Below are 13,099 nucleotides of genomic sequence, written 5' to 3' on the forward strand. Positions count from 1 at the left end.
GTATGCTGCTGCGCCCTATAAGAAACAGAGACTCCCCTTGACCGCCGACACGCCGCACACCCTGCCGATCCCGCCCATCGCCTCTCCCGTGCCCCGCGCCATGCGGCGCGTGTTCTGCCTGGAAGACCTGGAGGAGGCGGCGCGCCGTTTCCTGCCGCCCGCCATCTTTTCCTATGTGGTCAGCCCGGCCGAGACCGGCGCCACGCTGCACGACAACCGCCGGGTGTTCGACGAGATCCGCTTCATCCCCCGAGTGTTGCGCAATGTGGCGGCCCGTTCGATCGGGACCACCCTGCTGGGTCGGGAATACGCCGCGCCCTTCGGCATCGCGCCCATGGGCGTGAGTGCGCTGACGGCCTACCGCGGCGACCGGGTGCTGGCCGAGGCGGCGGCGCGCGCCAATATCCCGATGGTGATGAGCGGCTCCTCGCTCACCCGCATGGAGGAGGTGGCCGAGGCCGCGCCGCATAGCTGGTTCCAGGCCTATCTGCCGCCCACGCCCGAACGCATCGCCGCCCTGGTGGACCGCGCGGCGCGGGCCGGCTTCGGTACTTTGGTGGTCACCGTGGACGTGGCCGTGCGCGGCAGCACCGAGCACTACGAACGCGCCGGCTTCAGCAGCCCCTTGAAGCCGGACTGGCGCCTGCTCTGGGGCGGCGTCACCCATCCGCGCTGGGCGCTGGGCACCTTCGCGCGCACGCTGCTGACCGGCGGCCTGCCGCACTTCGAGAACAGCGACAACGACAAACGCATCGCCATCGTGGCGCGCAACGTGGTGCGCGAGTTCAGCGGCCGGGCGCACCTGGACTGGAGCGCCATGCGCCGCATCCGCGAGCAGTGGAAGGGCAAGCTGGTGTTGAAAGGCGTGCTGCATCCGCAAGACGCGGTGACCGCGCGCGACGAGGGCATGGATGCGATCGTGCTGTCCAACCACGGCGGCCGGCAGCTCGACGGCGCCGTCTCGCCGATGCGGGTGCTGCCGGCGGTGCGCGCGGCGGTGGGCGATGCGATGCCCATCCTGATCGACAGCGGTTTCCGGCGCGGCACCGATGTGCTCAAGGCGCTGGCGCTGGGCGCGGACTTCGTGCTGGTCGGCCGGCCCTTCAATTACGCCGCGACGGTGGGTGGGGCGGCGGGCGTGGCCCATGCCGCCGGCCTGCTGGCGCGCGAGACCGAGATGGCGCTGGGTATGCTCGGCGTCCATCGCATTGCCGATCTCTCGCCCGAGCTGCTGATGCTGCGGCCGGAAAGCTTTCTGTCCTGACCTAGAAGCATGTCCTCCACCTTCTCTCCTCCCTGGACGCCGCTGGAGCGGCTGGATTCCCAAATCAAGGAACGCGGTTTCGCCGCCCTGCAGCCGGCCGATGTGTGCCGCTGGGCCGGCACCGAGGCGGCTGCGCTGAACGCCCTGCGCCCCGACTGGAACGGCCTGCCGCCGGACGAGTACCTGAAGGACGGCGGCAACTACCGGCGCCGCCGCCATGCATGCTTCGTCGTCGACGGGCAGCGCATCGAGCAGACGCCGCACCGCCCGCACTGGCAGCCGGTGCAGTACAACGCCCTGCACGGCGGCATGCAGCGCTGGTTCGCGCCCATGCTCGACCGCACCGTGGCCGATCCGGCCTGGAAGGGCCTGCTGCGCGCCCTGGCCGATGCGGCCACCGCTCTGCGCGGGCCGCAGCCCTGGTACATCGAGGCGCACCAGTTCCGCATCGACACCACCGACGGCATCGGCCGGCCCACGCCCGAAGGCGCGCACCGCGACGGCGTGGACCTGGTGGCCGTGTTCCTGGTGGAGCGCGAAGGCATCAAGGGCGGTGAGACCCGTGTGTTCGAGGCCGACGGCCCGAACGGCCAGCGTTTCACCCTGGCCGAGCCCTGGTCGCTGCTGCTGCTGGACGATCCGCGCATGATCCACGAGTCCACGCCGATCCAGCCGCTGGGCGGGCAGGGCGGCGGCCACCGCGATACCCTGGTGCTGACCTGCCGGGCCGGCGGATTCCAGGGAGACGGCGTGGTCTGAGGCGCTGTCATGGACGCTTACCTCCGGGCTGGCGCGGCGGGGCATAACAGGGCCGGGCCATGACCCGTTCCGCATCACAGGCAGACAGCCAAAGGAGAAAGACCATGTTCCAGAAGATCCTCGTTCCCGTCGACGGCTCGGACACCTCCATCGCCGCCATCCACCGGGCGGTGACCATCGCGCGGGCCTTCGGCAGCACGGTCACCGTGGTCTCGGTGATCGACCCCTATCCCTTCACCGGCGTGAGCAGCGACATGGCCTACGGCCAGGAGCAGTACCTGGTGGCCGCCAACAACGAAGCCGCCGCCGCGCTGGACCTCGCGCGCAACGCGGCCTCCGGCCTGGGCTTCGAGGTGGAGGTGCTGGTGGTCGAGGGCCATGCGGTGCACCGCGGCATCGTGGAGACGGCCGAAAGCGTCGATGCCGACCTGATCGTGATCGGCTCGCACGGCCGCCGCGGGCTGGAGAAACTGGTGCTGGGCAGCGTCACCCAGCGGGTGCTGGGCGATGCACACATGCCGGTGCTGGTGGTGCGGGACTGAGCTTCAGTCGCGCACATCGGCCAGCAGCTGCTGGCCGAAATCCGCACGCGCCAGATAAGCCAGCACCGCACGTGCCGTGTCTTCGGCCGACACCAGCTGGCCGCTGCCGTGCAGGCCGGCGAAACGGGCCTGGTCGGGGAAGGCCGCCGGATCGCCGCCGCGCAGCTGCTGTTGCATGTCGGTGTCGATCACGCCAGGCGCCAGGGCGCAGAGCCGGGCGCCGTTGGGGCGCTGCGCTTCGTCGAGGGCGGCGCAGCGGGTGAACATGTCCATGCCCGCCTTGATCGAGCAGTAGGCCGATTGGGACGCCATCGGGCGCCGCCCCAATCCCGAGGAGATGTTCAAGACCTTGCGCGGCACTGTCCAGCCGGCGGTCGCCGACAGGAAGGCCGAGCTCAGGAGCATCGGCGCTTCCAGGCCCACACGCAGGGCGGCCACGGTATCGGCCGGCGCTGCATCGCGCAGGGGCACGGCCGGTGGCATGAGCGCTGCGTTGTTGACGAGGGTGGCGCTGGCGAAGGCGTCCGGCTGCAGCTTGGCGATCCACTCGGCCAGGCGGGCGGCCACACTCGCGCCGTCGGCCAGGTCGGCTTGCCACTGGGTGAGTCCGGCGGCGCTGGCCAGGCTGTCGTCGCGCTTGCGGGAAATGCAGAGCAGGGTGTTGCCGGCCGACAGCAGCTGGCGGGCCATGGCCTGGCCCAGTCCGCGCGAGGCGCCGGTCAGGATGAAGAGATGGGTGCTTTGCGTCATGTCGAAATTCTCAGAAAGGCACGGCGCTGTCGAAATGCAGCGCGGCGCCGGTGGCGGGGTGGGTGAATCCGAGCGCGCAGGCATGCAGCAGCAGCCGATCCGCACGCCCGGCGGCGGCGCCGCCATACAGCGCATCGCCCAGGATCGGATGGCCGATGGCCTGCAGATGCACCCGCAGCTGGTGGGTGCGGCCGGTGAGGGGTTCGAGTTCGACGCGGCTGCTGGTCTCGTCCACCCGCTGCATCACACGCCAGCGGGTGATGCTGGGTTTGCCCGCCGCCATGTCCACCTTCTGCAGCGGCCGGCGCGGCCAGTCGGCGATCAGCGGCAACTCGATGCGGCACCAGCCTTCGGCATCCGGCGCGTCGGGCGCGGGCAGGCCATCGACCACCGCCACGTACCGCTTGAAGACCTCGCGCCGTGCAAAAGCCTGGCCCAGCGCGGCTTGTGTCGCGGCGTCGCGGGCCAGCACCATCAGGCCGGAGGTGGCCATGTCGAGCCGGTGCACGATCAGCGCATCGGGCCACTGCGCCTGCACCCGGGCGCTGAGACAGTCCTGCTTGTCTTCCCCGCGGCCGGGCACGGCCAGCAGTCCGGCGGGTTTCTCGACGACCAGCAGATGCGCGTCGACATGGACCGCCGCCGGGCTCAAGACTCCTCGCCCTGCACCAGGCGCTGCACGGTGGCGCAGAGCTCCTCGACATCGTTGGGCTTGTGGATCAGGGCGCGGGCGCCTTCCAGCCGAGCCGCCTTCTCGATCTCGGACGTCACATAGCCGGAGGCCAGCGCCACCGGCAGGTCGGCACGGATCAGCCGGGCCTCGCGCGCCAGGTCCAGGCCGCTGTAGCCGGGCATGTTGTAGTCGGTGACCAGCAGGTCGAAGGCCTGCGGATCGGCCCGCAAAGCCGCCTCGGCCTGGCGTGGATCCGAGAAACCGGTGACCCGGAAACCCCTTCGGCGCAGCAGGCGCTCCACCAGGAAGACCAGCGCCTTGTCGTCGTCCACATACATCACGTGCCGGCCATTGCCCTGGGCGGCGGGCGCGGGCGGGAGCCGGCGCTCGGCCTTGCCGCTGGGCTGGCCTTCGGCCGTGATCGCGGCGGGAAAGTACAGGGTGAAGGTGCTGCCCTTGCCCGGGGTGCTGCGCACATCGGTGGCGCCCTGGTGGGTGCGCATCACGCCGTGCACCACGGCCAGTCCGAGGCCGGTGCCCTTGCCGACTTCTTTTGTCGTGAAGAAGGGCTCGAAGATGCGCTGCAGCGTGGCGCTGTCGATGCCGCTGCCGGTGTCGCTCACCGTCAGCGCCTCGTAGGCGCCGGGCGCCAGGCCCAGGCGCTCGCAGGTGCGCTGGTCGGGCTGGGCGAGGTCGAGTTTCACGGTGACCGTGCCGCGGGGCTCGCCGATCGCATGGATGGCATTGGTGCACAGGTTGAGCAGGGCCTGCTCCACCTGGGTGGCATCGGCCATCACCGGCGGCAGCTCGGCCGCCAGGTCCAGCCGCAGCTCGATGCCGGGCGGCAGGGTGACGCGCAGCAGGCGCTCGGTTTCGTGCACCACGGCCGAGAGCGACACCGGCGCGCGCTGCGTCGGCTCGTTGCGGCTGAAGGTCAGGATCTGGCGCACCAGGTCGCGTGCGCGCCGGCCGGCCTTGCCGATCTCCTCCAGGCTTTCCAGTGCGGGCGCGCCGGACGGCAGGTCGCCCTTGGCCAGTTCCACGTTGCCCAGGATGGCTGACAGGATGTTGTTGAAATCGTGCGCGATGCCGCCGGCCAGCGTGCCCATGGCCTGCATCTTCTGCGACTCGCGCAGCTGGGCCTCCAGCACCGCGCGATGCGCCTCGGCCTTCTTGCGGCCGGTCAGGTCGCGGGCGAAGACGGTGGTGCTTTCGCCGGCGGCATGGCGCTCGAAGGAGACGCTGATCTCCACCGACAGCTCCCGCCCCGAGGCCGTGCGCGCGGTGCGTTCGCCCAGCATCGCCTGGGTGGAGATCTGGGCGAAGGCCAGGGCCTGCGCCGCATCGGGCAGGAAACGCTCCAGCTGGCTGCCCAGCGCATTGCTGGCACTGCACTGGAACAGCGCGGCGGCGGTGGGGTTGAAGACGGTGATGCGCTGGTTCTGGTCCACGCAGATGATCGCGTCCAGCGCCGAATTGATCACGGCTTCGAGCCGGCGCTCGCCCAGGAAGAGCTGCTCGTTGCGCTCCTGCAGCGCCATCGCGCTCTGCTGCAGCGCGCGGCGTTCGGCCAGCAGCGGGCCCTGGTCCACGATCGCGCAGATGTACTGCACGGCGGGGGCGCCGTCTTCCTGCGCGGTTTCGATGCGGCGAATGTGCAGGTCGCCGACCAGGTCGTCGTCGCCGATGGAGAACACCACCTCGGAGGTTTCGCTCATGCCGGTGCGGCTGGCCTCGCGAAAGCCCTGCATCACCTTGGCCACATGCCCACGGCTGACGAAGGGCATCAGCGAGGTCAGGGGCCGGTCGCGTTCGCTGGGCTGGAAGCGGCGGTGGGCCATGGCATTGCCCTGCACCACCATGTCGTGTTCATCGACCACCATCAAGGCCAGGGGCACGCTGGCGAACAGGGTCTCGAAGCGTTCGGAAGCGCTTTCAGCCGCCTCGTTGCTGTAGCGCAGAACCGTGTTCTGGGCGAGCAGCTCGTTGACCATCTCCGACAGGGCCAGGGCTTCGGCACGCTGGCTCGCCGAGGTGCGGGCGGCGCTCGTGCCTGTGGCGGATGAGTCGGTGGCGCTGTCGCGCCGGGTCGGCCGGATTTTGCGTTGGGATGCTTTGGCCATCGTTGGGGCGACATTCTGCATGCGGCTTCGCGCAATCGCGCAAAATTTGGTACGACACGTTAAGGAGGCATCGATGTTTGACGGCTTTTCAACCCATGACGTCCCGGTGGAGGGCGCCACCATCCACGCCCTGGTCGGCGGCCACGGCCCGGCCCTGCTGCTGCTGCACGGCCATCCGCAGACGCATGCGATGTGGCACCGGGTGGCCGAGGGCCTGGCCATGCGTTTCACCGTGGTGGTGGCCGACCTGCGCGGCTACGGCGACTCCTCGCGGCCCGAGGCCGATCCGCAGAACATGGCGTATTCCAAGCGCACCATGGCGCGCGACATGGTGCAGCTGATGGCCCACCTGGGCTTCGAGCGCTTCCTGCTCGGCGCCCACGACCGCGGCGCGCGGGTGGCGCACCGCCTGGCGCTGGACCATCCGGAACGCGTGGAGAAGCTGATGCTGCTGGACATCGCCCCCACGGTGGACATGTATGCCGGCACCAACGAGGACTTCGCCCGCGCCTACTGGCACTGGTTCTTCCTGATCCAGCCGGCGCCGCTGCCCGAACGCCTGATCGAGGCCGACCCCGCCGCCTATGTACGCGAGGTCATGGGCCGCCGCCATGCCGGCCTGGCCGCCTTCGCGCCCGCCGCCATGGCTGAGTACGAACGCTGCATCGCCATCCCCGGCACCGCAGCGGCCATCTGCGCCGACTACCGCGCCTCGGCCGGCATCGACCTGGAACACGACCGCGACGACCGCGAGGCCGGCAACAAACTCAAGATGCCGGTGCGGGTGATGTGGGGCGCCAACGGCGTGGTGCACCGCTGCTTCGACGTGCTGGAGCTATGGCAGGCGCAGGCCGAGGACATCAGCGGCGTGCTGGCGCCCTGCGGGCATTACCTGGCGGAAGAGGATCCGGCGACGGTGCTGGGGCAGATGCATGATTTCTTCCACAGTCCGAAAACCGACTAGCCACAAGGCTCATGCCGCGCTTGAAACTGGGCGTCTGGCGCGGCCCGCGGTGGGCCGCGTCAGCGCCGCGACGATGCAAAGTCCAGCCGCCAGCATGCCGCAGGTTTCTGGCTCCGGCACTGGAGCCAAGGCTGTGAAAATCAAGGTATTCCCTTGCCTGGGCCTTAATCCGGCGATGTTCACGCTGAACTGGTTGCCTGCCGTGCTGTAATCGGCCGAGGTAAATCCTGCCAAGGTGGAGTGAGGGTCCAGCACATAAGTGAATGGGAAGTTCCTCGTAAGGTCGGTTACGATGAATCCATTGAAAGCTGCGCTGGAGAAGTTGCTGGCCACGGGGAAGTTCACCGTGATGGTATCGGCGGCCACAATAAAAGTCAGGTCGTTGAAATAGTCATACGTGCTGCCACTCGCATCGATGGACTGCGTCCCCATGGAGAAGGTGCGGGTGCTGGTGTCCGGGTAGTATTTGTCTATCGAAACCATGTCGCCGGTAATCCCGGCGGCATGAGTCGTTGCGGCTCCCAAAGCGACAAAATAAAACGCCAGGTGTTTAAGGTGTGGTTTCACGGTGAAGCCTGTGTCGGCAGTTGTTGGATATGCCATCTATAATGCGCCATTGGTCTTCATTCTTTGCGATTGCTGATTTAGTCCTTGAGTGCTAGCTTGCTGGGAAGTTAATGCTCGCGCTGATTCATTCCAGGCAGGCAGCGGCAACCGGGTCCTGCCGATAAGGTGGTAACGTCGCGGCCTTTCATCAGCCTCTATCTCCGGAGAACTCTTTCATGCAAGGTACGACCAGCCAACTTTCCAAGCTCGCCACTGCCATCCTGTTGGGTATGGCGGCCGGAGCTGCATGCGCGGCCCCCCAGGCCGCCGTTCAGCAGGCTGCCCAGGCCCAGCAGCAAGGCATGCTCGACACCATGCGTGACCTGGTGAACATCGAATCCGGCAGCAAGGACACCGAAGGCCTGGCCAAGATCGCAGCCCTGATCGCCGAACGCCTGCAGGCCCTCGGCGGCAATGTGAAGCTGATCGCGCCCAGCGACGTTTTTCGCATGGACGACACACCCGATAAGGTCGGCCAGGTCGTGCATGCCGAGTTCAAGGGCAGCGGCAGCAAGAAGATCATGCTGATCGCCCACATGGACACCGTCTACCTCAAGGGCATGCTGAAGGACCAGCCCTTCCGCGTGGAAGGCGACAAGGCCTACGGCCTGGGCATCGCCGACGACAAGCAGGGCGTGGCGGCCATCATCCACACGGTGGCGATGCTGCAGAAACTCGGCTTCAAGGACTACGGCACGCTGACCGTGCTGATCAACGGCGACGAGGAAATCAGCTCGCCCGGCGCACGCAGCACCATCACCAAATTCGGCGCCGAGCAGGATGCGGTGTTCTCCTTCGAAGGCGGCGGCACCGACGGCAGCCTGCGCCTGGCCACCAGCGGCATCGGCGCGGCCTACCTCAACGTGGTCGGCAAGACCTCGCATGCCGGCGCGCGGCCCGAGGGCGGCGTGAATGCGCTCTACGAACTCTCGCACCAGCTGCTGCAGATGAAGGACCTGTCGCAGAACGAGCGCGGCCTGAAACTCAACTGGACCGTGGCCAAGGCCGGCTCCAACCGCAATGTGATCCCGGGTGATGCCTCGGCCCAGGCCGATGCGCGGGCGCTGAAGGTTTCCGACTTCGATGCGCTGGAAAAGGCGCTGCAAGAGAAGGTTCAGAACAAGCTGCTGCCGGACGCCAAAGTGAGCGTGAAGTTCGAGGTGCGCCGCCCGCCGCTGGAGGCGTCGGACGCCGGCCGCAAGCTGGCCAACCACGGCCGCTCTGTCTACGAAGAGATCGGCCTGCCGATGAAGGTGATGGACGTGGCGACCGGCGGCGGTACCGATGCCGCGTTTGCTGCATTGAAGACACGCGGCGCGGTTATCGAGGGCATGGGGCTGAGCGGATTCGGCGCGCATTCGAACGACGCCGAATATGTGCAGATCAATACCATCGTGCCGCGGCTTTATCTGGCCACGCGGCTGATCATGGATGTGTCGCAGGGCAAGGTGAAATAAGGCGGCATCAGGCGGTACGGCTGCGGCGCATGCGCCGTGCTGCGCCGACCAATACCGCCAGACCCGCCAATGCCAGGGCGGCGGAGTCGGGTTCGGGCACGGGAGACAGGGTGAATTTGATTGTGTCGCCTGCCTCGAGGCGGGTTCCTGCGAAATTGAGCTGGAAGTCACTACCGACCGTGGCAAAAGCAAATGTGCCAGGGGTCAGCGTAGTGCCAGCCATGTCCAGGAAATAACTGGCGGGAAATGGACGGGTCACGTCATGAAATATGAAACCTTCGAACGACACACCCGCCCCGATGCCGCCTTCAGAAAAACTCACAATGATCGAAGTAGGCGCGACGGTGAAAGTGATGAAGCCCCCGTAAGAGACTACGACGCCCGAGGGCGTGACGGTATGGTTCCCGAGGTCGTCAGTCAAGGTTACGGTGTCGGGATAATAGCCGCCGACGTTGATCGTGTCGCCTAATATGGTTGTGGCGGCATGTGTTGCGCCTAATGAAAAGGCAAGCACGCAAGCGGTACATAATTTATTCAACATGGAGAAGTCCTTTTGGCAACGATGAGGGATGTGCACGCATGCAAAAGAATACTTAGTGAGCGTACTTAAACGCAGGCGCATGCTTGATTCCTCCGGGCCATGCGGGCACAGAGGTTGGTATTTGCTATTTTTATTCGGTGCATAATGGCTTTCGTTTCCAATCCCCACCATGAACGCCCCAGTTCCTGAGGCTCAAGCCACTTCTGCCAAGACGCATATCGATGAATGTGCGATGCGCCTGGCCCTGTCCATGGCCGAGGCCGCTCGTGAGGCGGGCGAGGTCCCCGTTGGTGCGGTGCTGGTGCGTGACGGCCGGGTCATCGCCACCGGCGCGAATGCGCCAGTCGGGCTGGCCGACCCCACGGCACATGCGGAGATAGTGGCGCTGCGAGCGGCCGCGGCGGCATTGGGCAACTACCGCCTGGACGGCTGCACCCTCTACGTCACCCTGGAGCCTTGCCCCATGTGCGCCGGCGCCATGCTGCATGCGCGGCTGGCCCGCGTGGTGTTCGGCGCAGCGGATCCGCGTACCGGCGCGGCCGGGTCGGTGACCGACCTCTTCGCGGAGCCCCGGCTCAACCACCACACGCAGGTCGAAGGCGGAGTACTGGCGGCCGAATGCGGCGCCTTGCTGCAGGACTTCTTCCGTGAACGCCGTGCCGTGCAGGCGCGGGCCGCGGAGCCCTTGCGCGAGGACGCGCTGCGCACGCCGCGCGCCGCGTTCGAGGCGGCGGCCGATTGGGAGGGCGCTTACCGCAGCGATCTGCCGGCCCTGGAGGGGCTGCGGCAGCATGCGGTGGAACTGGGGCGCGAGTCGTCCGGCCCCGGCTTCCTGCTGCTCCACGGCCCGGCCGAATGGAGCCTGCACTGGCGTGCCATCGCCACCGCGCTGGCGGGGCAGGGCGCCCGCGTGCTGGTGCCCGACCTGATCGGCTTCGGCCGCAGCGACAAACCCAAACGCCAGGATTTCCATCGGCTCGATTGGCATGTCGAGGTCTTGCGCCAATGGTGCGAATCACTGGACCTGGAACGCCTGGTGCCCGTGGCCGCCGAGGACGATACCGCGCTGGCCTACGCGCTGGCGGCGGCGCTCGGTCCGCGCGCGGCGGGTGTGTTGCTGGTGCCCGGCACGAACGCAGGCCTGGAAGGCGCTGCCTGGGCGCAGCTGCCTTATCCCGACAAGGGCCATGCCGCCGCACCCCGCGCCTTCGCCGCCGGCTGGGGCGGGAACGTCGCGGCACCCTCACGCCTGCTGCGGCTGGACACCACCACCGACGCCGGGCTGCGGCGCGCTGTGGAATACTTCTGCCGCCCAGGCTCCTAGAGCTTCCATCCCCTTTTTGCCGAGGCGGCCACCACCGGCCGATACCGCTTGCCGTCTTCCCAGCCGCCGCACGACCACGCGGAACACGACCACGATCATGACCACGCCGCCTGCGGCCATGACCACGGTCCCAAGCACATCTACATCTATTCGCCGGCCGGCGCGGTGCGCGACAAGGCGGCCTTCCGCCGTGGCGTCAAGCGCCTGCAGGCGCTGGGCCACGAGGTGGAGGTGGATGCCGACGCGCTGTCCTCGCACCAGCGTTTTGCCGGCGACGATGCGGCCCGTGTCGCCGCCATCCACCGGGCTGCCGCCAGCGGCGCCGACCTGGCCCTGATCAGCCGCGGCGGCTACGGCCTGACCCGCATCCTGCCCGCCATCGACTACGCCCGACTCGGCAAGGCGATCGCCGACGGCATGAAGTTCGTCGGCTTCAGCGACTTCACCGCGCTGCAGATGGCCTTGCTGGCGAAGAACGGCGCCACCACCTGGGCCGGCCCCGGCCTGCTGGGCGACTTCGGCTCGCCCGAGGTGGTGGACGACATCATGGAAGCCTGCTTCGACGACCTGCTCAGCGGCCATGGCGAAGGCAGCGGCTGGCGCATGCCCGCCACGCCGCGCAGCGCGGCCAGCCAGGCGCCGGACGATGTCTACGTCCAGAAAGCCACGCTGTGGGGCGGCAACCTGGCGGTGATGGCCGGCCTGGTCGGCACGCCCTGGCTGCCGGCGGTGAAGGGCGGCGTGCTGTTCCTGGAGGATGTGAACGAGCATCCCTACCGGGTCGAGCGCATGCTGACCCAGCTGCTGATGGCCGGCATCCTGGGAAGGCAGAAGGCCATCGTGCTGGGCCAGTTCACGGATTTCCGCCTGACGCCGCACGACAAGGGCTTCAAGCTGCAGAGCGTGGTCGACTGGCTGCGTTCGCAGATCGATGTGCCGGTGCTGACCGGGCTGCCCTTCGGCCATGTGCCGACCAAGGTGCTGCTGCCGGTGGGGGCCAAGGTATCGCTGTCAGTGGAAGGCCGCGACGCCTTGATTTACTGGGGCCACGTGCACTAGGCACGCGGCGGTTTCTCAAGCGGCCGGATACAGGCCGTGCGAGCGGCCGAAAAGGCGGGCCATGGCCAGCAAGGCATCGATGTTGGGGGTGGCCACGCCGATGCGCAGGGCGATCTCGTGCACCGCCGTCACGATGCCGTCGAGTTCCATCGCACGGCCGGCCTCCACGTCCTGCAGCATCGAGGTCTTGAAGGCACCCAGCTTGCGGGTGACGGCATGGCGGTCCTGCGGCGTCTCGGCGATGGCGCAGCCGATGCGCTCGCCGACGGCCTGGGCCTCCAGCATGGCGTCTGCGCAGAAGCGGCGGGCCAGGGGGTCGTCGAGCACCCGGTCCACCGTGGCGCCGGTGATCGCGGTGATCGGGTTCATGGTGAGGTTGCCCCAGAGCTTGTACCAGAGGTGGTAGCGCACATCGGGCACCGCAGGGGCGTCGAAGCCGGCCTGTGTCAGCAGGCGGGAGACGGCTTCTGCACGGTCGCTGAGGCCGCCCTGGGGTTCACCCACGATCAGGCGATTGCCCATGGAACGGCGGGCCAGGCCCGGCTCCGGCGTGGAGGTGCTGGCATGCACCACGCAGGCGAGCACCTGGGAAAAGGGCAGGGCGGCGGCGATGCGGCCGCCCGGGTCCACGCTTTGCAGTGCCTGGCCATCCAGGCCTCCGATGCCCTGGCCGAACCACCAGGGCACGCCGTTCATGGCGGGCAGGATGCGGGTGCGGGCGCCGATCATGGGGGCCAGTTGCGCGGCCACCTCGGCGAGGGCGGGAGCCTTCACGGCGATGACGATCAGGTCCTGCTCGCCCAGGTCGGCGGTGCGGTCCGACAGCCGGGCAGCCGGTGCCTGCAGCGCGCCTTCGGGCTCCTGCAGCCGCCAGCCGTGCTGACGCAGCGCCTGTAGGGTGGCGCCGCGCGCCAGGGCGCTGACCTCATGGCCGCCGGCCGCGGCCAGCCGGGTTCCCATCAATCCGCCGATGGCACCGGCGCCTACGATTGCGATCCGCATCTTTGCTGTCTCCTCATGTGGGCGCCGGGCAGCGC

13 protein-coding genes are annotated in these 13,099 nt (G+C 68.1%); 7 read left to right on the top strand and 6 right to left on the bottom strand.

Annotated elements, in window-relative coordinates; all coding sequences use genetic code 11:
* Positions 1 to 100 precede the first annotated feature (100 nt).
* The 3 genes from GT347_RS26555 to GT347_RS26565 all read left to right on the top strand — a co-directional run bounded on the left by GT347_RS26555 (position 101) and on the right by GT347_RS26565 (position 2,565).
* Positions 101 to 1,264 carry an alpha-hydroxy acid oxidase gene (locus tag GT347_RS26555; protein ID WP_160555530.1) on the top strand — a complete coding sequence of 388 codons (1,164 nt, stop codon included), beginning with the start codon at positions 101 to 103 and terminating at the stop codon, positions 1,262 to 1,264.
* 9 nt (positions 1,265 to 1,273) lie between these two features.
* Complete coding sequence (locus tag GT347_RS26560) at positions 1,274 to 2,023, top strand: 2OG-Fe dioxygenase family protein (protein ID WP_160555046.1); 750 nt, start codon at positions 1,274 to 1,276, stop codon at positions 2,021 to 2,023.
* 104 nt (positions 2,024 to 2,127) lie between these two features.
* Positions 2,128 to 2,565, top strand: a complete 438-nt coding sequence (locus GT347_RS26565; protein WP_160555047.1) for a universal stress protein — start codon at positions 2,128 to 2,130, stop codon at positions 2,563 to 2,565.
* A gap of 3 nt (positions 2,566 to 2,568) precedes the next feature.
* On the opposite strand, the gene GT347_RS26570 is transcribed toward GT347_RS26565, so the two are convergent.
* The 3 genes from GT347_RS26570 to GT347_RS26580 are packed head-to-tail and all read right to left on the bottom strand — an operon-like array spanning position 2,569 to position 6,111.
* Positions 2,569 to 3,315, bottom strand: coding sequence for an SDR family NAD(P)-dependent oxidoreductase (locus GT347_RS26570; RefSeq protein ID WP_160555048.1), 747 nt, complete (start codon positions 3,313 to 3,315; stop codon positions 2,569 to 2,571).
* Between the two features lie 10 nt (positions 3,316 to 3,325).
* Complete coding sequence (locus GT347_RS26575) at positions 3,326 to 3,967, bottom strand: RluA family pseudouridine synthase (RefSeq protein WP_160555049.1); 642 nt, start codon at positions 3,965 to 3,967, stop codon at positions 3,326 to 3,328.
* Complete coding sequence (locus GT347_RS26580; protein ID WP_160555050.1) at positions 3,964 to 6,111, bottom strand: hybrid sensor histidine kinase/response regulator; 2,148 nt, start codon at positions 6,109 to 6,111, stop codon at positions 3,964 to 3,966. Before GT347_RS26580 ends, GT347_RS26575 begins: the two co-directional genes overlap by 4 nt.
* Before the next feature lie 73 nt (positions 6,112 to 6,184).
* Here GT347_RS26580 and GT347_RS26585 point away from each other — a divergent pair, with 73 nt between their 5' ends.
* A complete protein-coding gene (locus tag GT347_RS26585; protein ID WP_160555051.1) occupies positions 6,185 to 7,075 on the top strand; it encodes an alpha/beta fold hydrolase in 891 nt (296 codons plus the stop codon).
* A 9-nt stretch (positions 7,076 to 7,084) separates the two neighbouring features.
* On the opposite strand, the gene GT347_RS26590 is transcribed toward GT347_RS26585, so the two are convergent.
* Positions 7,085 to 7,642 carry a hypothetical protein gene (locus GT347_RS26590; protein ID WP_160555052.1) on the bottom strand — a complete coding sequence of 186 codons (558 nt, stop codon included), beginning with the start codon at positions 7,640 to 7,642 and terminating at the stop codon, positions 7,085 to 7,087.
* A 215-nt stretch (positions 7,643 to 7,857) separates the two neighbouring features.
* Here GT347_RS26590 and GT347_RS26595 point away from each other — a divergent pair, with 215 nt between their 5' ends.
* On the top strand, positions 7,858 to 9,138 hold the full coding sequence (locus GT347_RS26595; protein WP_160555053.1) for a M20/M25/M40 family metallo-hydrolase: 1,281 nt from the start codon (positions 7,858 to 7,860) through the stop codon (positions 9,136 to 9,138).
* A gap of 7 nt (positions 9,139 to 9,145) precedes the next feature.
* On the opposite strand, the gene GT347_RS26600 is transcribed toward GT347_RS26595, so the two are convergent.
* Entirely contained in the window at positions 9,146 to 9,760 is a 615-nt protein-coding gene (locus tag GT347_RS26600) for a PEP-CTERM sorting domain-containing protein (protein ID WP_160555054.1), read from the bottom strand.
* Positions 9,761 to 9,911: 151 nt separating this feature from the next.
* On the opposite strand from GT347_RS26600, the gene tadA reads away from it, so the two are divergent.
* Positions 9,912 to 11,003 (top strand): tRNA adenosine(34) deaminase TadA, encoded by a 1,092-nt coding sequence (gene tadA, locus GT347_RS26605; RefSeq protein WP_229722550.1) that lies wholly within the window; start codon positions 9,912 to 9,914, stop codon positions 11,001 to 11,003.
* Between the two features lie 48 nt (positions 11,004 to 11,051).
* Positions 11,052 to 12,062: an LD-carboxypeptidase gene (locus tag GT347_RS26610; protein WP_160555056.1), complete on the top strand. Its 1,011-nt coding sequence runs from the start codon at positions 11,052 to 11,054 to the stop codon at positions 12,060 to 12,062.
* 15 nt (positions 12,063 to 12,077) lie between these two features.
* On the opposite strand, the gene GT347_RS26615 is transcribed toward GT347_RS26610, so the two are convergent.
* Entirely contained in the window at positions 12,078 to 13,064 is a 987-nt protein-coding gene (locus tag GT347_RS26615) for a 2-dehydropantoate 2-reductase (RefSeq protein ID WP_160555057.1), read from the bottom strand.
* Positions 13,065 to 13,099 lie beyond the last annotated feature (35 nt).

The organism is Xylophilus rhododendri, from assembly GCF_009906855.1.
Lineage (GTDB): Bacteria > Pseudomonadota > Gammaproteobacteria > Burkholderiales > Burkholderiaceae_C > Xylophilus > Xylophilus rhododendri.